20 protein-coding genes are annotated in these 18,312 nt (G+C 35.6%); 6 read left to right on the top strand and 14 right to left on the bottom strand.

Features of this window, described 5'->3' with window-relative positions:
* Both CA730_RS08400 and CA730_RS08395 read right to left on the bottom strand, forming a co-directional pair.
* Positions 1–418, bottom strand: a 418-nt coding sequence (locus CA730_RS08400) for a DUF3800 domain-containing protein (RefSeq protein WP_157750062.1), incomplete at its 3' end; no start/stop codon positions are given.
* 196 nt (positions 419–614) lie between these two features.
* Positions 615–1,292 carry a hypothetical protein gene (locus CA730_RS08395; protein ID WP_096666200.1) on the bottom strand — a complete coding sequence of 226 codons (678 nt, stop codon included), beginning with the start codon at positions 1,290–1,292 and terminating at the stop codon, positions 615–617.
* Between the two features lie 192 nt (positions 1,293–1,484).
* Between CA730_RS08395 and CA730_RS08390 the strand changes: the two genes are divergently transcribed.
* Positions 1,485–1,745 (top strand): AbrB/MazE/SpoVT family DNA-binding domain-containing protein, encoded by a 261-nt coding sequence (locus CA730_RS08390; protein WP_053539348.1) that lies wholly within the window; start codon positions 1,485–1,487, stop codon positions 1,743–1,745.
* Entirely contained in the window at positions 1,739–2,062 is a 324-nt protein-coding gene (locus CA730_RS08385) for a type II toxin-antitoxin system PemK/MazF family toxin (RefSeq protein WP_231940046.1), read from the top strand. Before CA730_RS08390 ends, CA730_RS08385 begins: the two co-directional genes overlap by 7 nt.
* 138 nt (positions 2,063–2,200) lie before the next feature.
* Here CA730_RS08385 and pyk read toward each other — a convergent pair whose 3' ends face one another.
* Positions 2,201–3,970 carry a pyruvate kinase gene (gene pyk / locus CA730_RS08380; RefSeq protein ID WP_096666192.1) on the bottom strand — a complete coding sequence of 590 codons (1,770 nt, stop codon included), beginning with the start codon at positions 3,968–3,970 and terminating at the stop codon, positions 2,201–2,203.
* Positions 3,971–4,395: 425 nt separating this feature from the next.
* Between pyk and crtR the strand changes: the two genes are divergently transcribed.
* Together crtR and CA730_RS08370 are read left to right on the top strand one after the other, a co-directional pair.
* Entirely contained in the window at positions 4,396–5,277 is an 882-nt protein-coding gene (gene crtR / locus CA730_RS08375) for a beta-carotene hydroxylase (RefSeq protein WP_096666189.1), read from the top strand.
* Between the two features lie 129 nt (positions 5,278–5,406).
* Positions 5,407–6,276, top strand: coding sequence for a fructosamine kinase family protein (locus CA730_RS08370; protein WP_172891163.1), 870 nt, complete (start codon positions 5,407–5,409; stop codon positions 6,274–6,276).
* Between the two features lie 110 nt (positions 6,277–6,386).
* On the opposite strand, the gene CA730_RS08365 is transcribed toward CA730_RS08370, so the two are convergent.
* The 9 genes from CA730_RS08365 to CA730_RS08325 form a co-directional block, all read right to left on the bottom strand.
* Positions 6,387–6,590, bottom strand: coding sequence for a DUF433 domain-containing protein (locus tag CA730_RS08365; RefSeq protein WP_096666185.1), 204 nt, complete (start codon positions 6,588–6,590; stop codon positions 6,387–6,389).
* A 55-nt stretch (positions 6,591–6,645) separates the two neighbouring features.
* Complete coding sequence (locus CA730_RS08360) at positions 6,646–7,404, bottom strand: flagellar motor protein (protein WP_096666182.1); 759 nt, start codon at positions 7,402–7,404, stop codon at positions 6,646–6,648.
* Positions 7,405–7,498: 94 nt separating this feature from the next.
* Entirely contained in the window at positions 7,499–9,334 is a 1,836-nt protein-coding gene (locus tag CA730_RS08355) for a hypothetical protein (RefSeq protein WP_096666179.1), read from the bottom strand.
* 77 nt (positions 9,335–9,411) lie between these two features.
* Positions 9,412–12,651, bottom strand: coding sequence for a tubulin-like doman-containing protein (locus CA730_RS08350; RefSeq protein WP_096666176.1), 3,240 nt, complete (start codon positions 12,649–12,651; stop codon positions 9,412–9,414).
* Positions 12,652–12,668: 17 nt separating this feature from the next.
* Entirely contained in the window at positions 12,669–13,817 is a 1,149-nt protein-coding gene (locus CA730_RS08345) for a vWA domain-containing protein (RefSeq protein WP_096666173.1), read from the bottom strand.
* 430 nt (positions 13,818–14,247) lie between these two features.
* A complete protein-coding gene (locus CA730_RS08340) occupies positions 14,248–14,511 on the bottom strand; it encodes a type II toxin-antitoxin system RelE family toxin (protein WP_027404422.1) in 264 nt (87 codons plus the stop codon).
* On the bottom strand, positions 14,504–14,773 hold the full coding sequence (locus CA730_RS08335; RefSeq protein ID WP_228039483.1) for a hypothetical protein: 270 nt from the start codon (positions 14,771–14,773) through the stop codon (positions 14,504–14,506). Before CA730_RS08335 ends, CA730_RS08340 begins: the two co-directional genes overlap by 8 nt.
* A 140-nt stretch (positions 14,774–14,913) precedes the next feature.
* The gene (locus CA730_RS08330; RefSeq protein WP_096671382.1) at positions 14,914–15,195 is read right to left on the bottom strand and encodes a DUF2281 domain-containing protein; all 282 of its coding nucleotides are present in this window, start codon (positions 15,193–15,195) and stop codon (positions 14,914–14,916) included.
* Between the two features lie 77 nt (positions 15,196–15,272).
* The gene (locus CA730_RS08325) at positions 15,273–17,033 is read right to left on the bottom strand and encodes an AIPR family protein (RefSeq protein ID WP_096666170.1); all 1,761 of its coding nucleotides are present in this window, start codon (positions 17,031–17,033) and stop codon (positions 15,273–15,275) included.
* A 186-nt stretch (positions 17,034–17,219) separates the two neighbouring features.
* Between CA730_RS08325 and CA730_RS08320 the strand changes: the two genes are divergently transcribed.
* Together CA730_RS08320 and CA730_RS08315 are read left to right on the top strand one after the other, a co-directional pair.
* Positions 17,220–17,309, top strand: coding sequence for a type II toxin-antitoxin system HicA family toxin (locus tag CA730_RS08320; RefSeq protein WP_096671378.1), 90 nt, complete (start codon positions 17,220–17,222; stop codon positions 17,307–17,309).
* Positions 17,310–17,335: 26 nt separating this feature from the next.
* Positions 17,336–17,551 carry a type II toxin-antitoxin system HicB family antitoxin gene (locus CA730_RS08315; RefSeq protein ID WP_096671380.1) on the top strand — a complete coding sequence of 72 codons (216 nt, stop codon included), beginning with the start codon at positions 17,336–17,338 and terminating at the stop codon, positions 17,549–17,551.
* A gap of 62 nt (positions 17,552–17,613) precedes the next feature.
* Here CA730_RS08315 and CA730_RS08310 read toward each other — a convergent pair whose 3' ends face one another.
* Together CA730_RS08310 and CA730_RS08305 are read right to left on the bottom strand one after the other, a co-directional pair.
* Complete coding sequence (locus CA730_RS08310; protein ID WP_096666167.1) at positions 17,614–18,006, bottom strand: type II toxin-antitoxin system VapC family toxin; 393 nt, start codon at positions 18,004–18,006, stop codon at positions 17,614–17,616.
* Positions 18,007–18,255, bottom strand: a complete 249-nt coding sequence (locus CA730_RS08305) for a DUF2281 domain-containing protein (protein ID WP_096666164.1) — start codon at positions 18,253–18,255, stop codon at positions 18,007–18,009.
* Between the last annotated feature and the right edge of the window lie 57 nt (positions 18,256–18,312).

The following is an 18,312-nucleotide window of genomic DNA, read 5'->3' as shown; positions in this document are numbered from 1 at the left end:
AGTTGCGTAAGTCCTGATCATGTTTATGAAGCCTTATCAAATATCTATCAAATCTACTAGCAAGTTGTTCAAATGCAACTTCAACAGGGTCTTTTGGAGATACTAAAGTCTTTTTAATAACACTTGCAAATAATCTGTTACTTGGGTGTGACTGTAAAAAAACCTGCAAAATATCTTCAATAGCTTTCTCTCTATCACTTTTAGAATAGCTTCTCCACTTTCCTCTACCACTTAGCATTGGACTACCGTGTAATTCAACTGATAAAGGATCTGCGGGGTCAAATCTAGCAGCAATTTTATCAAGCTGATCAGAAATCCAATAGCCTTGACGTTCAAATATACAGAATCCAGCCAGTACAAAATATTGCTGGTTTTGGTCATGGGTAGTACCTGACTCATCTGCATACAGCAAGTACATGGCTGTTATGTATCCTTAGACAATAAAAATCAGTCAAGGGTAGACCTTGCTACCGCGATCCGAAAAAGTCAGACCTCTTGACTGCTATCTATATTATAGCATCTCAATCTAGTTTTGGTGTCGTGAGAAGAAGATTAGGGAAATTGCTCAAAAACTTAATTATGTAAGGTTTTGTTACTCAACCCAATCTTGTATATTAGAGGTCTTTTTGCATATTTTTAAGATTTTCTAAGTCTTGTTGATGAATATTATGTTGTCTCTCAGTTAGCCATACATAAAAATCTTGAATTATTTGATAATATTCATTAGCTAAATCTACAAGTGAAAAACTGTCTCCGAGATTTTCTAAATATGGTTTTGAGTCCCCCCATTTCTTCCACTTTAGTAGCTCCTTAGTATCGATCTGCATAGTGAATTTCATATCCTCTCCAAAAGCAATCTGTAAATCAGGTATTGGTAAAGTGTAATGTTGAGTGTAGTTACGTAAATTTTGTATGAACTTTTGGATAGGATGATTTGCTAAATCTGCTTGAAGCTTATTTTGATACTCTTGATTAAATTCATGATCTGCCGGATATAATCTATTAACAATTACTCTTGTATGATCTACTAATGATTTTGCAGATGAAAGGAAGTTATGAAATAACCTCGAACTTTCATCTATTAAAGCTTCTATATTTTCTCTTTTATTGTAAGAATACTTAACTAAAGCCTCATTTGGTGTTTTGAGATGCTCTAGATATTCTTGGAGTTCATTAAAGTTTCCGTTGAAAACACGAAAGCTCGCTTTCAAAGCTAGTAAGTTCTTATAAATTTCCATTTCTGGTGAATTTTGAAAAGTTTCAAAATGTTTAGCAGATTCAGCTTTAGTCATATAGTTAGTCTGTCATATTTTTATCTTTGATTGAGATTTTACTGTAAAATAAATAAAATAACACATTCTCACTTGTCTGCGTGAAACTCAATCAAAATCAACACTACACAAGACATTACAGTTAAAAGGTACTTGACTATTCCCATCTTTGTAATTACAATGTAATCACCACCCTATCCGCAATTACAAAAAATGGGTACAGCAATTAAAACCCGAATAGTCAAAATCGGCAACTCCCAAGGGTTACGCATCCCCAAAACCCTATTAGAACAAAGTGGAATTAACTCAGAAGTAGAAATAGAAGTTCAAGGAAATCATCTCATTATTCGCCCAGTTGAACAAGTCAGAAAAGGTTGGGAAAAAGCATTTATAGAAATGGCAGAAAAAGGCGATGATATCTTATTAGATGATATCAACACAACAGAATGGGATAAAGATGAATGGCAATGGTAGTTAACAGATTTGATATCTTCCTAGTTAATCTTGACCCTACCATTGGCAGTGAAATTAAAAAAACACGCCCTTGCTTAATAATCTCACCCAACGAAATCAACCATCATATTTCTACCGTAATAGTTGCACCAATGACAACAAAAGGGCAACCATACCCCACAAGAGTGACCTGTCAATTTCAAGGAAAAGAAGGGCAAATCGTACTTGACCAAATTCGCACAATAGATAAAACTCGACTAATCAAACTTCTAGGTCAAATTACCACAGAAGAACAAAAAGCCGTTTTGGATATCTTAGCGGAAATTTTCGCTGAATAAAATCAAGACGCAGAAAACGCCTTTTGCGTCTCTGCGTGAAAAAACCCCTTTACACCATCTCAGAAGTCTGCACCGTAGCTTGTTTTCAAAACCCAAAAATTAAAAATCCAAAATTATTTTTTTTGAATTTTTAATTGTTTAAGTTCCTACCACACCAGAGTAAATTAAACCCCGCTGTATATCCAAAGTCAAAATTGCACCATCCTTAATTACTTGTGTCGCATCCTTCACGCCTACAATTACTGGTACACCGAGACGTAAACCAATAACTGCGGCGTGACTGGTGAGACTTTCCTCTTCAGTAATAATCCCCCCGGCTTTACGAATTGCTTCTACAAAATCAACACCAGTGCGGGATGCTACCAAAATATCTCCGGGGTTGAAGTTACTCGCATCCATAGCATTATGAACTACTCTAGCGCGACCACTTACAGAACCTTGTCCCAGTCCAATTCCTTGACCTAGTACGGCTGTGACTATTTCTACCTTAATCAAGTCCGTTGACCCAGAAACACCCTGAAGCGTACCAGCGGTCATGACCACTAAATCACCTTCAGTGAGGAGGTTTTTTTCCTGGGCGACATTAATAGCGGCTTGGAATGTCTGACCTGTAGAAGGTAGTTCTAACACCAACAGCGGTCTAACTCCCCAGACCATCTGTAACTGTCGGGCTACATTAACATGAGGTGTAATGGCTAAAATTGGCGTTTTCGGGCGAAACTTAGAAACGTTGCGGGCTGTAGCCCCGGTTTGTGTCAAAGTCATAATTGCCGCTGCGCCCAAATTCTCAGCAATTTGACCAACAGCTTGGCTAATCGCATTGGGAATAGAACGCCTTTTATCTCGTGATAGACGGGAATTGGTGTTCAGGGTTTCCTCTTGTTCAATCCGTTCGGCTATTCTGGCCATAGTGGCTACAGCTTCTATGGGAAAACTACCAACGGCGGTTTCATTGGACAGCATTACCGCATCTGTGCCGTCTAAAATGGCGTTGGCAACATCGGATACTTCTGCACGGGTAGGACGGGGGTTACTGACCATGCTATCTAGCATTTGGGTAGCGGTAATAATGGGAATTCCCAGGCGGTTTGCTGTGGCAATGAGCCGTTTTTGTAGCACGGGTACGTCTTCCGCTGGTAGTTCTACACCTAAATCACCTCTGGCAACCATCACCCCATCACACAAAGATAAAACTGCTTCCATTTGTTCAATGGCTTCATGTTTTTCGATTTTGGCAACTACAGGGACATTTTTGCCAGTGCTGGAAATTAGTTCTTTAATTTCGATAATATCCTGGGGATTGCGGACAAAGGAAAGGGCTACCCAATCAACTCCTTGGTCTAGACCAAACATCAGATCCTCGCGGTCTTTGTCGGTCATGGCTTTGATGGATAAGTAAACTCCCGGAAAGTTAACACCTTTGTTGTTGGAAAGTTTACCTGGAACTGTTACCCGACAATGTAAATCACCTTTTTCGCGGTTAATTTCCTCCACTACCATTTCGACTTTGCCATCATCGAGGAGGATATTTGAACCGACGGGGACTTCTTCGGCTAAGTAATCGTAGGTAACACAGCTTATTTCCTGTGTTCCTTCTATGGGGCGATTTGTCAATATGAAGCGATCGCCTTTTGCTAAAATTATCGAACCCGTTTCAAACCGCCCCAAGCGAATTTTTGGACCCTGTAAATCTTGCAGAATTGCTACCGGTCTATTCAGTTCAAAAGCGGTTTGCCGAATTAATCGAATACTCCGCTGATGGTCAGCATGAGTTCCGTGGGAAAAGTTGAGCCGTAGCGTTGTTGCACCCGCTTCAATAATCGCTTTTAGCATTTCTGGACTGCTGGTAGCAGGTCCGATAGTAGCAACAATTTTAGTTCGGCGCTGAGAATCTCTTAATTGCGTCATGGGCTGGGTTCAAGATTTTTGGGATCTACCTGGGAATTTATCGTCATCTTTTCTCATACCATTTAAGATTTGAGATTTTGGATCATGAAAAACTGACTGTATCAGCAAATCATTTTTCCATTGATCGCCATCTTTTTGCAAATGGTTATGAATTAAACAGACTCTCTCTTTTCGGTCACTACTATATCAATGTTATAAGCAGTTAGAGAGCTAATCATGGTATAGTTTTGATATCGTACACTAATCTGATCGGCAACTTTCTCCTCAGAAAGTTTTTTGTCTCAAAGCACTGCTTTAGCCAAGGATCATAGCCTTATTTACACATTCTTAACCACGACTCTGGATAAATCTTGCTTTACATAACTTTACTCTTCACTAAGATTAATAGTATGATCCGTAAAGATTGATTATTAAAGGAGTTAAGAATGATCACGTCGGAGGCACAAAAGCCACTGACAATTCCCCCCAAAGAACTTTTATCACCTCCTGGTGATTTTAATCCCACGCTATTAATGTTTTTAGTTGTGGTGATGATGTTAGTTTTATCTAACTTTGGGTATTGGCTTTGGGAATGGCCGCATTGGTTGTGTTTTAGTGTCAATACTCTAGCACTTCATTGTTCAGGAACGGTGATTCATGATGCTTGTCACCAATCTGCCCATCGCAATCGAATTGTTAACGCTATGTTAGGGCATTGTAGTGCCTTGATTTTAGCTTTTGCTTTTCCAGTATTTACACGAGTACATTTACAGCATCATGGTAATGTTAATCATCCCAAGGATGACCCAGATCATTACGTTTCTACAGGTGGTCCCCTGTTCTTAATTGCGGTGAGATTTTTGTACCATGAAGTATTTTTCTTTCAAAGACGGTTATGGCGTAATTATGAACTACTAGAATGGTTTATTAGTCGCCTAATTATCATTACTATTGTTTATATTTCTGTCCAATATCATTTTTTGGGCTATATTCTTAACTTTTGGTTTATTCCCGCTTTCTTGGTAGGAATAACTTTGGGGTTATTTTTTGATTATTTACCTCACCGTCCTTTTGTTGAGAGAAATCGCTGGAAAAACGCCCGCGTCTATCCTGGCAAGGTTCTCAATATCCTAATTTTGGGGCAGAATTACCACTTAATTCATCATCTCTGGCCTTCGATTCCTTGGTATAATTACCAGCCAGCTTATTATTTGATGAAGCCATTATTAGACGAAAAAGGCAGTCCGCAAACTTCCGGGTTATTGCAGAAGCAGGACTTTCGGGAATTTGTCTATGATATCTTCATAGGTATTCATTTTCATCACTGAATTTAGCAATATAATGTAGGGTTTCCCCGCCCCTACATTACGATTTGCTGACTGGGCTCATGAAAGTGCATACCGCTATAGTCGTTAATTGTTGGTAATCTATGTTTAACAACTCAGAATAGACAAACTATGATTTGGACGGAAATTGATACCCATATTAGCCGAGTTACTGGCGAAAAATTTGTCAGTCAGCAGCATTTATCCATTAGTGGTGGGTGTATTAATCAGGGTTTTGCTATCAGCGATCGCCAATTAACTTATTTTGTTAAACTGAATCAAGCTTCTCACGTCTCAATGTTTGCAGCGGAAATGCTTGGTTTACAGCAAATGTCTACCACAGGAACTATCCGCGTTCCCGATCCAATCTGTTGGGGAACTACAGGTAATTCTAGCTATCTTGTCCTGGAATGGCTCGAAATGACCACCGGTAATCATAAATCTTGGCAAGAAATGGGACGCAAATTAGCAGCAATGCACAAAACTACCACTAGTCAAGGGTTTGGCTGGGATATTAATAATACTATCGGTTCTACATCACAAATTAACAATTTTTCTAACTCTTGGATTGAATTTTATATTCAACATCGTTTAGGTTATCAATTTAAGTTAGCAAAAAATCGCGGCGGCAGTTTTCCATTAGCAGAAAGACTATTAGCAGCTATTCCCGAATTATTAGCAAATTATCAAGTTCAACCGGCTTTAGTACATGGGGATTTATGGGGAGGAAATGCAGGTTTTACGGTTGAGGATGAACCAGTAATATTTGATCCAGCAACTTATTTTGGCGATAGAGAAGTTGATATCGCTATGACAGAATTATTTGGAGGTTTTCCGCCAACTTTTTATCAAGGCTATGAAGAGATATATCCTTTACAGCCAGGGTATGAAAACAGAAAAACGTTATATAATCTGTATCATGTTTTGAATCATTTTAATTTGTTTGGTGGTAGTTATAGTTCCCAAGCTAATCGGATGATTGAGAAAATTTTAAAATCATAAAGGTCATTTTTGGATTACTTTTTGTGGCTCTGAGAAAAACTTTCGTAATTCATTTTTTCCACGATTCATATCAATCAAAATTTTCATGCACTTATCAGCGGGACTTCAATTTATTCAGACCGCCATGCAGTATAGGCAAGAGCTTCATATATATCTGCTTCTTCAAGGTATGGGTAAGCCTTGAGAATATCATTTGCACTGTGTCCAGATGCCATTAGTCCAACGATAGTACCAACTGTAACACGCATTCCCCGAATACAGGGTTTACCGCCCATTACTTCTAGATTGCGGGTAATTCTGGTGAGATTTTGCATAGCTGATGAGATTGGGAAATCAGAAATAGATTTTGATAGAGAAAATAGTGATTTTTTATCTAACTTCTTGCACTTCTCCTAACCGTGTAAATCGGATTTCAATTCGTCGTCGGGTAACATCATCTTGACGCGCTGTTCCTGCAAATTGTCCATTTGGTAATATTAACTGTGCCGCAGAATAAGCGCGAAACGATAATCCAGATAGTTTGCCTTCTTTTTTTTGAATATCACGCAGCACCTTAACAACTGACAAAGCACGCAGCAATCCTAAATCAGCATTAGAACCAGCTTGTAATTTTCCTACAAGTCCGTTACCACTAACTACACCTTCTAAATTAACATCTAAATTACTTATTATATTACCATTAGCTTGTCCATCCGTGTGTCCAATTATTTCTACCACGTTAATACCATATTGTTTAGTTCTAGCTTCTATTTCTGGTACTATTTGCTGCAAGATATAATTTGACATTTGTTGAGGAATTTCCGCACTACCAGAAGCAAATCTATAAACACCTTGATCTTTTATAACTATAATTGGTGGTGTATCTGTTAACTTTTTTTGAGATTCTAATTGTATTTGTAAGTATTTTATCTGCTCATTTAATTGTTTAATTTTTAAAGCTAACTGTTCCGAACTTTGAACACTTTGATTGATATTTTTACTAATCTGTGATTTATTAATTTGTGATATGATAATAGTTAAAAACAAAAATAAAACCAATATCATAAACGCATTAGACATTAAATCAGTAAATGCTGGCCAAACGTTTAGGTCTTCATTATATTCTGTGTAGCGTGAACGACGAGCCATAGTTGCAATGTTTTATTTTTGTAAATTTGTTAGTCAACTTAAACAGTAGGGTGTGTTAGCACCAGCGTAACGCACCTGATGTATCGGTATTTGTCTAATCAAGTTTTTGTTGATATTCCTCAAGATTCTTGATTAATAACTCCAAACCTTTAATATTAGCCTCAAAACCCTTCTTGTTGACATTAGTTTGTCTGTCAATTCCTTGAATCATGGTATTACTGACATTTTGATATTCAGAAATTAGTTGAGAATTATTATTCTCTAATGATTTCATCAGTTTTTGATTATTGGCATCTATTTGATTAGATGCTATATTCATAGTAGTATTCACATCATTTGTATATGTTTTTACAGTTGTTAATAGCTGATCAATGGTTGTGATTAATTTATCAAAACTATTGACTTTATCGCTCACTCTTTGATCTAAATCATCTAATTTACTAGTTGCTTTTTCGTAACTATTAGCTCCTTGCTGAAGTCCGGGAATAATTTCAGTTAAAAGATTTTGGTTATTTTGATGTAAATCTAATACCTGAATTGAAGTTTGGTTCATAGCTTTTATCTCTTCAGCTAAACTAATTAAACTCTGACTAGAATTTTCAGTTTCCGTTGAAACCGTGCTAATTAATTCCGTTGTATATGTTTTCACATTTTCTAATAACTGACTGATAGCTGTGATTAATTGATCAAAATTATTGAATTTATCTCCCACTCTTTGATCTAAATCATCTAATTTACTAATTGCTTTTTCGTAAATATTAGCTCCTGCATGAAGTTGGGGGATAATTTCACTAAGAAGATTTTGGTTATTTTGATGTAATTCTAATACCTGAATTGAAGTTTGGTTCATAGATTTTATTTCTTCTCCTAAATTAATTAAACTCTGACTAGAATTTTCTATTTCAATTAAGGCATTTATAATCAATTCCGTTGTTGCTGCTAAACTTGTAGCTGACTCAGAAAATTTCTGCTGTGTATTACCCAAATCTACAGTAGCTAATGATAATTTGAGAGGAAACTCACTTTTATTAAAAGTTTCAGCAGACTGTTTAAATATCTGAGATGTTATATTTAATTCTGACATTGAACTTCTGAACTCATTAGCAGCACTAGATATAGTTCCAGCAGAAACTGTAAATTTTTCATAAACCTGTCTAGCTAAATCTGTAGTTTCTTTATTCCCGTCAGCAATTTGTTTTGCGACTTTTCCCATAGATTGTTCTACAGCTTCTCGCACTATTTTCCCAAAATTTGTTAAAAATTCATCCTGTTGAGATACCATTCTATTAACTATTTTATCAAGACGGTTATCACCCTGCACTTTAGGAAAATATACATTATCTAGATAATCTTCTAAAGAACTAATTAAGCGATATTTAGCAAGTCCACTATTAAAGATGAAATTGACTATTGTTACCAAAGCACTGAAAAATAGTCCTGTTAAACTGGTAGTAAATGCAATACTCATTCCTTCCAATGGTTTCTTTAACTCAGTAACTAAATTACTGACATCACTAGCATTAGCTTGATTAATCGTTTGACTGAGAGTAGATAGATTAATAGTGATACCTAAAAAAGTACCAAGTAACCCAAAAGCTAACAGTAAATTTGGCAAAATGCGACATAAATAATCTATTTGTTCACAGGTAAAGGTAAATCCCTTAATTGTTTCCTGACTATAAATTTGATCTATTAATGCTCCTGTATTTACCTGTTCTAATTGTTTACTAGCTTTTTCAAATCTATCTTCTAATGTTTGGATAATTTTCCGTTGTCCTCCTACTGATCCTGTTTTGATTAATTTTTGGACTTCATTAGTCAAATCTATTAAATAGCGGTAAAGAGATATGCGAATAACAATAGTAATCACAGATGGAATAACGACCAGTAAGAGAGTGATGAGAATTAAGTAAAGTGGTATTGCTGGCATAAAAGTGACCTGTGGTAGTGAAATAAGTAGTGCAAAAAAATGTGAGAATTGGGTAGATATGAACTACCCATAAAAAACTACAGTGGATATTGGAGAAAAATTCTTTGTTTTTCTCGTTCGTATTCTTCTGAAGTCATAAAACCTTTATCTAAATCTTGTTGAAGCTGCTCTAATTCTTGTCGTCGTCTTGAGCGATTATCAGCAGAATTAGCAACTATTTCCCCCACAATAGCTTTTTGAGTTCCTGTATTGTTTCTTGGTAAAGTTGGATTTGTGTTTCCGAATTTCGCCTCCATTTTCTTCAAAAAAAGATTTATAACCCCCTCCCTTGTATTATCGTTAGTATTCCTTGTATCTGTATATACTCTTGTCTTATAGAGAGAATTAGGATTATCTTCGGAAATTCTGGTCAGCTTATCAGGAAATTGGCGCAACTTGGGTAAATATTCATTTACCCATAATGTGGGATTATTTTCCATTTCCAAAATTGTATTATATAAAATTTGCTTTAATGCTTCAGTCATATTGGGATTACTAGCTAGATATTCCAAAGATTCTATCCAAATTCCACTCAAAGAAACAGTATCATAGCTATTCTGAAAATGGTCATAATATTGAAACTCTAATTCTTGAGTATCATGATTTTCTGTTAACAGTTCTAATGCCAAACAAGGATAAAAAATATTTTCTACTTCTTCCATTTTTCCTGCATTAGGTGGTACAATATCAGGAAAGGATATACGATAATCATTGTGCAAAAAAGATTTACCAGAATTTTTTTCTTTTAAATATGGGTTTCTCATTTTCCCCAACCCAATAATTAATCTCAAAGGAAACCCACCGTATTCATTCACAAATAAAATTTCATCATCTGCTTGCACTTCTTGTAAGTCACTTTGTTGTACAGATAAATCCTGTGTCAATAGACTTTTAAACTGTGCCACTTCTAATTCTTCTGTATCCTTGTAACCTATTAATTTACTACTTTTGCCCTTATCAGGTACAAAATACCTATCCTCCAAATCTAAACGTAAAAGTGGTTGAGATTCCTGGATAATTTGCTTTAAACGAATTGAACGTGCAGATAAAGAATATTTCTGGATCAAGCGTTTAATCACAGAAGTAACAATATTTCTACCACGAAAAGCAAATAAAGTATTAACTTTCAAATCAATTTTTTCTTTTAGCTGAGAATAAGTAGTGCGTTCCATATTCAGGAAAAATCCTAAAGATGCTCCTCTATCGGTTTGTTCAGTAAGTTCTGAACTTGCCAATATTAATTGAGGACGACTATCATTTTCTGGGATCATTGTTTGATAGCAAAGTTCTATATCCTCAGTATCAAAAATTGCCTCTCCACTCATTTCATCGAAATTCAATTGTTTTAATTCTCTTTCCTCTTTTTCATAAGCACTTTCCAAGTCGTCTACTAAACTACTAAAAGCTGCAATTTGCTTTTCTTTTTCTTGAACTTGCTTTTGTAATTGATTGACCATTTTCAAAGTTTCTTGCAATACAGTTAATTCAAAATTATGCTTGATAATTTTGTAAACTTCTTGCATTACTTTTTTGCACTCGTCTTGAAATGGAATATTTTTGAAATCAACAAAGGGAATAGCTAGTTTATTTTCCATATCTTCAATTGTTTGTTCTGCATTATCCCATTTTCTTTCTACATCTTCTAATCGCTTCATTCCTCCAAAATCAGTAATTGATTCTTGTAAATCTCGTTGATATTTATGTAATTCGTGTCGAAGAGAATCTAACCAATTGTGTGTATTTTTAATGGAGAAATTAGGATCTACTGGTGTGAGTAATTGCATCACATAATCATCAATATTCCCATTCAGTTCTTTGGTAATCTTAGGAGTAGCTTGCATTAATTTCGTCAACCAATAACCGCGACTGCTTTCTGTTTCTCCTGGTTGCACTGTGCGAAATTGTTTATAAAACTCTGTTGCTAGTTGCTGACGGATATTAGTGCGGTCATCCTTGTTTTTACATTCAGCAATTAGCCGGGATAATTTATTTTGCCAATTTTTGAGACTATTACTAAAGGTCTTATTAGATTCTTCTACAGACTCTGCTAATTTATTAGTTAAACCATCTCGTTTTCCTAAGTCATTATGCCAACTATATTGAATTAAAAATTGCTCAAGTAAGTTAATAGGATCTGGACTTTGACCTTTACCATTTAACCAAAATCTGACTAACTCTAAACCTACCTTTGTTAAAGCAATTTCGATAATAGTATCACGAGGAAAATAAATTGCTGACAGTCCAAATGTTAAGTAGTTTTGGCTATTACGACGTGGATGATCATCGTACTTGGTTATATGTTCTTGTAAATTATCTCTATTTCTTTTCACAGAAGCTGCTAATTCACCAGAAAATTCCAAAGCAATCTTATGGGCAATTACATTACATAGTTTACCTTGGGTAAGTATTGAATATTCTGCTGTTGCTTCATTACTTATTAAATAAGTGTAGTTAAATGGTGGACGCTTTTCTACTACAGAAACTACATTTTGAGTATCATAAAGTGCTTCAAATTTTGTCCCAGGAGAACTATAATAATTCAGTTCTTGTAATGCAGCATAAGTATTAGCAATCATGCTAGTCGTATTACCATATAATTCTGGACTAATTACTAAATAACCTAAGATTTGAGCGCCGTCTTCACCATAAAGATTTTTTAGGGTATAGCCAACATCTAAAAACATTCCGCTTCCTGTACCACCACAAAGAGAACCGACAACAAAAATATTTAGCCCCGGTTCTATGATTAAACCTGATTGTAGTAATAAAGATTCATGTCCTTTCGTGCGTTTTTCTGCGGATTCAATGGCTGCTTGAATTTTTCGGTAGTTGTGGAAAAAAGCCAATCTTCCCACAGGTCTAATCCCTTTTGCACCTTCTTCTACTGCTGGGATATTTTGCAATAATTGCGGAGGAAACCATCTCCGAATATGCTCATAAGGTCCATAATTACTATATTCTGAACTCCGTTCTAATTCTTCTACAAACCTGGTGACATCTCTTGATGACATGGTAGCACCGACTTTTTCAGCTTCTTTAAAACTTAAGTCAACACCATGATAGGTACTCCCTGTTCTAATCCCTGTAACTTGGGTGGCTGCTTTATCTGTGTCAATGTGAACAAAACTGACAATTGGTAACTTATTTAGGTCTCCATAACGGTCAACAATTAACCGTCTAATTCGCATTAATACATCTCTCCCAGTGCCACCTAAACCGATACAAATTGTGCGATTAATGCCTCTAGATTGGGTTTCTTTTGCAGATGCTTGAGTCATAGTTTTTCCCCTGAATACTATTTTTCAATTTTAACATTTATTTGATAATCACGCTGGCGTAAATCTGGACAATTTAGCGTAAATCTAGAATTGGTTATAAGAGTCTTTGATGTAATTTTTTTGTTGTTTAGTTGAATGTTTCCTTCTGGTGTTGGGACTAAATAAAGTTTTTCTCCTTGACGTTGTAAATAGCCTCTAATTTCTCCTCCTGGACTGTTAATACAATCCTCATAGCTAGGATCATCTTCACCTATGGCGATTTTTTTCTTATTTGGTAGCATACATAATTTTTCTTCATCTTCTGCATCATCTTCAAATCTAATTCGCAATTTCCATTTTTTTTGTAATCTGGCAAATTTGTATAGACTCCAAACACCGGCAGCTATTAATAATAATAAAATTAAACTGGGAAACCATAGCTGTTTAAGTAAATAAGGATTAACTAAACAAGTTTCTTGACCTCCGGGGGCTGGTGTACAAAATTCTTGAATTGTCGGGTTAATGTCTACTACAGATAGTTGATAATCTTTACTGGATTGTGTTACAATGGTGAGCGATCGCTCTTGTAAAGGTAAACTCTTAATCCAATTCTGTCTCTCTTCACTCTCCGGTGATTTCGCAATTCTGAAAGGACTATCAGCAGGAGTTTCTATCCAAATTTCGGAAGTAATTCCGGGCTTAGTACCTAAGGTTGCATCAGTTATCCAAACAACAGACTGTGGTTTAATTGATTGATTTTTTGCAAGGCGATTTTGATTAATCTGCGCCACACCTTGATATACTGTTAACTCTGCTCTTTGAATATCTGTACCATAGCGGTTAGGATCATAATTAAAAGGAATTTTTTCTAATACTTTATTAATATTTTCTGAATTTTTCTTGCTAAAATATATAGGTTTTCCTAATGGATTTTCTACAGAAATAACCTCATCAAAAACCACATTTTGAGCAAAGGGAACAACATAAACAGAATCTCCAGGTTTGAGACTGTCTTCAACTATCTGACGTAGACGAATACGTCCTTGGTCATTTAAACCCACACTTTCCGTTACATCAATGGCTAACACAACATCACGTTTACCCCCACCCAAGAGGGATACTAACTGTAAGCCTTTTTTTTGTGTATCAGTCAGTGGTTGTCCAGGGGTAATTTTTGTCAAAGTCACAAACCCTATAGCCCATTAAATAGTGTGTATTAGAATTATTACACAAATAGTCTTAAAGTTTCCGTCTTTACGCCCTGACGCGAAACATAATTTATACGGCTATTATGTAAAGCTGTTATATTATCAATACCTTTTCCAAATTGGAAAAAGCATTGATTATCACATCCTAATAGTAATGCGATAGCGAAGCGCGACCTAGGAATCGCTGTCCTCAATTTCATTCACTTAGCCTAGAAGAGCGATCGCTAAACAACTAGTACAAAACGGCGTAAATAAACCAACTATTCTAAATCCTCCAAAAGCCTATACTGTCTTCATTTTGACTTTTGACTTTTGACTTCCGCCTTGCGGTACTAGCTGTACAAAGTGTATTGATAGCACTTAATTGAGGCTGTTAATCCCAATCTACCAGTAAAATCACAACTCACATTTACTGTTCATATACTTCGCTCCGATGAGCGATAGCCACAACAAATACCTGCACCACTTCATCTTCTATCGAATAGATGACCCTGTAGTCGCCGATTCGGTAGCGATAGTACCCTGCATAATCTCCCTTGAGGGCTTTGATGTTGGGATGCGACTGAGGGGTTTGCTCTAGCTGCTGCAAACATCGGGCAATTTTCTTTGCTAGGGCTTTATCAGCATTAATATAAACCTTTTGGGCATCGGGATGGAGAACAACTTCATACATCAGATCGAAGAGTTCTCCAGTTTGTGTAATGGGTTTTAGGTGTTGTTTGATTTTGCTTAACTCGTTCTAGCAATCCAGGAATTGCTAAAAGTTCTTGGGTTGCAGCTTCGCTTTCAACATTTGCTAAGTAAGCAGCAAAATCCGCCAACACCTGCAATCTTTCTGGTGATAGTTGCTTGAGTAATTCATTAAGCTGATTCTGTAACTCTGTCACAGATACTAAAACCTCCGATGATCTATCTGAACCTGGGGAATTATCCATAGTACTTATTTGCTTGCTTCCACTTTCTGAAATCAAAGGTTTACCCCCATATCATACCCTTATTTAATCGCTTCATTGACGTACCCAAAAATATAGTGCGATAGCGAAACGCTCCGTAGGAATCGCTGTCCTAAATTTCATTAAATTGGTGTGGGAGAGCGATCTCGATGTAAACTCCAACCGCGAATAGGATCAACTTCATTGGACAGAATTTCTTCATCTCGCTCGGAAACATCCTTTTCTACTGAATTTCCCAAAGCTGCAATTGAAAGCAAAAAGTTGTTACTGGTTTTTTGGGATTGTTTTTCAGTTGCTTTATAGCGCAGGTAATCAACAAAATTAATGAGTTCAGTGAGTGAATCTTCAGGCAATGTCTTAATTGACTCAATAATTTGCTCTCGGTTTTTGGTTAAAGTATCCATATTTTTATTTAAAGGAATGCTGCTTACTTCAAACACACTATTCTATTTTGACTGAAATTGCTGTCTAAAAGTTAAACTCATTCGTCGTTAATAACCTTGGATTTATACTCTATAGCTGACTGTATCAATCGAGTAGAAAAGTTTTTGAGTCGCGTTAGATCAGCAGGTGTATACTTTCTATAAGTATCACTTCTTTCAACAGTATCAATAATAGAGATGGCTTGAGCAAATAATATTGAAACTTTACTTGGATCTTTCAAAACTTTGTGAATATCAACGTAGTAACTATTTGATTTTTTACTGTTAGCAAGAGGTGATTTATCTGCACCTTTAAGTAAAATTCTAATGACCATTAAAATATGGTAACGAAACTTTTTATATCTCTGATTAATCGTATCACTTCTTATAGCATTTTCCCAAAGATGGCACGTTAAGCAACTAATATAATATGGATAAAAACTATGCGTTTCAACGAAAATTTTATCTTCATTTGCTTTTAAAAGTTCTCCATAATATCTATGTGTACTATGAGGCATATCTAAAAACATTGAAACAAAGCATTTGATTTGGTAGGTGATAGAAACTACTTTACTCTTGTTAAGAATTTGATTTTCGTACTGCTTAGAGCGTCTCTCGTAGTAAAGTCGATATTCTTTATCTTCCTCACTAGTAAAACTATTGTAGAAATCTTCTAAAGCTTTTTGAAAAGGTTGAAGTGACAAGAAGGCTTCTGTCTTAACTTCTGTTTGCCTATTAGTAGCCTTAATAATTCGGTTGGTAACTTCCTCATCATTAGTAACAATTAATTTAATTGGCAAATAAATACTATTATCAAGAGACGCTTTGTTATCATGTAAAATGTGGCTAGTCTGGCATCCATTTACTATTTGAAAGTCTCTTATTGTAAATACAGATCCAGTTTTTTGAATTGATTTTGCAACAATAGTTACACCATTATTTAGCAAAACAAAACTGTTTCTTATTGCATTATTTCGTAGAGTTTCACTAACTTCTCTATTAACAGGATTATCCCCTTGAAAATCACGAACATTATCGTAAAATAGGCTTTTCAGCAAACTACCATCGCTACTACAAATAAGTTTTAGATATTCATCACAGGGTAAAATGCCGATATATGCTTCACTCACACCATCAATTTGAGGTATAATAGTGTGCTTTTCAAAATTAATTTGTTTATCTACTTTGTTTTTCAACTCTTTGTAGATTATTTTCAAATTATCGGCATCTATTGGAATAAATTCGATTTTAGAGGATTCAAATAACTCTGTTTTTTTTAATGTTTCTATTCCAGCATCAATTCTGTGTACAAGATTTGAATCATTCTCCCATCTTCCATTAGTAACATAGTACATTAAGCAGGACGGATTACTTACAAAATCAATTGATTGCTCATATATATAATCTGTTAAATCTCTTAATGCTTTTATGCTTTCATTTATATGCTTAGGCAATCCATGCTTAAAAAAACTTTCTACTCCAAATATAAAACTCCCAATTTCGGCTGAATCAAATTTGCTTGAGGTTTTAGATTGTATAAAAACAAACTTTACATCTAGTCCATGTAATCTATTCTTTAAATCATCAATTTCTTCCTTTGAGAACACCAAATTATTATTAACTATAATTGCTGCACCATCAAAAGCCATATCTCCACTACCACCTACACTTACATCTTCAACTTCAAATCTCTCAGAGTGAAGACGGGACACAATGCAGTGATTTACAAAATATTCAAATAATTTCGGTTTTTCAATGTTTTCAGGGTAACTATATTCTTTTTGAAAATCATTTAAATAAGCTTCTGTAATTCTGTCCATACTACTCCTAAGTAATTTAGTATTTACTACATAATAACCAAAGACTTGTGGTTATTTTAGGCACGCGTCTTACACATAGTTAGACAAAAAGGTTATGTCTAAATTCTTTAATATACACACTATATCACACTACTATAGTAATTTTTCTGATGCTCTAGGTAATTTTTCCATAGAGTTAGTCATCGTATCCTCAAACATCAAAGCAAATCAGGTATCGTAGTTGTACCCGGAAAACCAAGTAATGACATTCCCATAGGTACACTCTCATCAATTTAGAAGCAAGCAAAATTATGAAGGAAAAAATGATTGAGTACACAGTCATCTATGAACGTGGCCAGACAAACTGGGGCGCTTATGTTCCTGATTTACCTGGTTGTGTCAGTATTGGCGATACTTTAGGAGAAGTACAGGAAAATATTAAAGAAGCGATCGCATTATACCTAGAAGTATTGAAAGAAGATGGACAACCCATACCCGAACCATCAACAGAAGTTGGTAAAGTTGCAGTGACAATATAATCACAGCTACCGGGAAACAATCCACCATACAAGGACTAGCAGTTAAGCTTATTGATTATGAGTCAATACCAGTCAACAATTGTGAGTCCCGAAACCCTGGAAAACTCTTTGATATTGTGAGTAACCAAAGTTGATTGAAGTGCTATGGCTGTACCGGCAATCAAAACATCCATTTGACCGATTGGAGTTCCTTGCTGCTCCAACTCAGCCCGAATTTTAGCAGCAGCAAGAGCAGCTTCTCGATCAAACAGAACCAGGTTAACTCGGCTCAGAAGTTCTTGAAGTTGTTGAGTGCGTTTTGCGGGTGAATTGGACTTAGCAATACCAACTTGTAATTCAAAAAGAACAATCGTAGGAATACTAATTTCTTGAGCAGAGACATTAACAAGATTTTGAGCAACTCTTCCTTGACCTTTGAAATAATAAATCAGGGTATTGGTATCCAAAACGTACATCTAGAGGCTCTCCCGCAAGATGTCTTGTCCTGATTCGGTGCGAATTTCTTCTAAAGTGGGAAAGTCATCTTTCCAAGTTCCAGCAAGTGAATAAACTAATTCTGACCAAGATAACTCGTCAATATTTTTAACAGTTTGACTGTTATTTAGATGTTTAGCACGGATAAATTCAGCAAAAGTCAGAATCTCATCAGCTTGATCTGGAGGAAGAGTTTTGACAAGTGCATAAATCTGTTCAGCAATAGTCATAATAGAGTTTTAGATAAAATCAGGTCGGTGAAATTATTTTATCGTAGATGCAACTAC

This window comes from Dolichospermum compactum NIES-806, assembly GCF_002368115.1.
Taxonomy (GTDB): Bacteria; Cyanobacteriota; Cyanobacteriia; order Cyanobacteriales; family Nostocaceae; genus Dolichospermum; species Dolichospermum compactum.
This window is presented reverse-complemented; position numbering and strand designations above follow the sequence as displayed.

Bases quoted from the DNA above. Each gene is read 5' to 3' on its own strand.
- CA730_RS08395 (WP_096666200.1), bottom strand. From the start codon at position 1,292: ATGACTAAAGCTGAATCTGCTAAACATTTTGAAACTTTTCAAAATTCA.
- CA730_RS08390 (WP_053539348.1), top strand. From the start codon at position 1,485: ATGGGTACAGCAATTAAAACCCGAATAGTCAAAATCGGCAACTCCCAA.
- CA730_RS08385 (WP_231940046.1), top strand. From the start codon at position 1,739: ATGGTAGTTAACAGATTTGATATCTTCCTAGTTAATCTTGACCCTACC.
- pyk (WP_096666192.1), bottom strand. From the start codon at position 3,970: ATGACGCAATTAAGAGATTCTCAGCGCCGAACTAAAATTGTTGCTACT.
- crtR (WP_096666189.1), top strand. From the start codon at position 4,396: ATGATCACGTCGGAGGCACAAAAGCCACTGACAATTCCCCCCAAAGAA.
- CA730_RS08370 (WP_172891163.1), top strand. From the start codon at position 5,407: ATGATTTGGACGGAAATTGATACCCATATTAGCCGAGTTACTGGCGAA.
- CA730_RS08365 (WP_096666185.1), bottom strand. From the start codon at position 6,590: ATGCAAAATCTCACCAGAATTACCCGCAATCTAGAAGTAATGGGCGGT.
- CA730_RS08360 (WP_096666182.1), bottom strand. From the start codon at position 7,404: ATGGCTCGTCGTTCACGCTACACAGAATATAATGAAGACCTAAACGTT.
- CA730_RS08355 (WP_096666179.1), bottom strand. From the start codon at position 9,334: ATGCCAGCAATACCACTTTACTTAATTCTCATCACTCTCTTACTGGTC.
- CA730_RS08350 (WP_096666176.1), bottom strand. From the start codon at position 12,651: ATGACTCAAGCATCTGCAAAAGAAACCCAATCTAGAGGCATTAATCGC.
- CA730_RS08340 (WP_027404422.1), bottom strand. From the start codon at position 14,511: ATGTATGAAGTTGTTCTCCATCCCGATGCCCAAAAGGTTTATATTAAT.
- CA730_RS08335 (WP_228039483.1), bottom strand. From the start codon at position 14,773: ATGGATAATTCCCCAGGTTCAGATAGATCATCGGAGGTTTTAGTATCT.
- CA730_RS08330 (WP_096671382.1), bottom strand. From the start codon at position 15,195: ATGGATACTTTAACCAAAAACCGAGAGCAAATTATTGAGTCAATTAAG.
- CA730_RS08325 (WP_096666170.1), bottom strand. From the start codon at position 17,033: ATGGACAGAATTACAGAAGCTTATTTAAATGATTTTCAAAAAGAATAT.
- CA730_RS08315 (WP_096671380.1), top strand. From the start codon at position 17,336: ATGATTGAGTACACAGTCATCTATGAACGTGGCCAGACAAACTGGGGC.
- CA730_RS08310 (WP_096666167.1), bottom strand. From the start codon at position 18,006: ATGTACGTTTTGGATACCAATACCCTGATTTATTATTTCAAAGGTCAA.
- CA730_RS08305 (WP_096666164.1), bottom strand. From the start codon at position 18,255: ATGACTATTGCTGAACAGATTTATGCACTTGTCAAAACTCTTCCTCCA.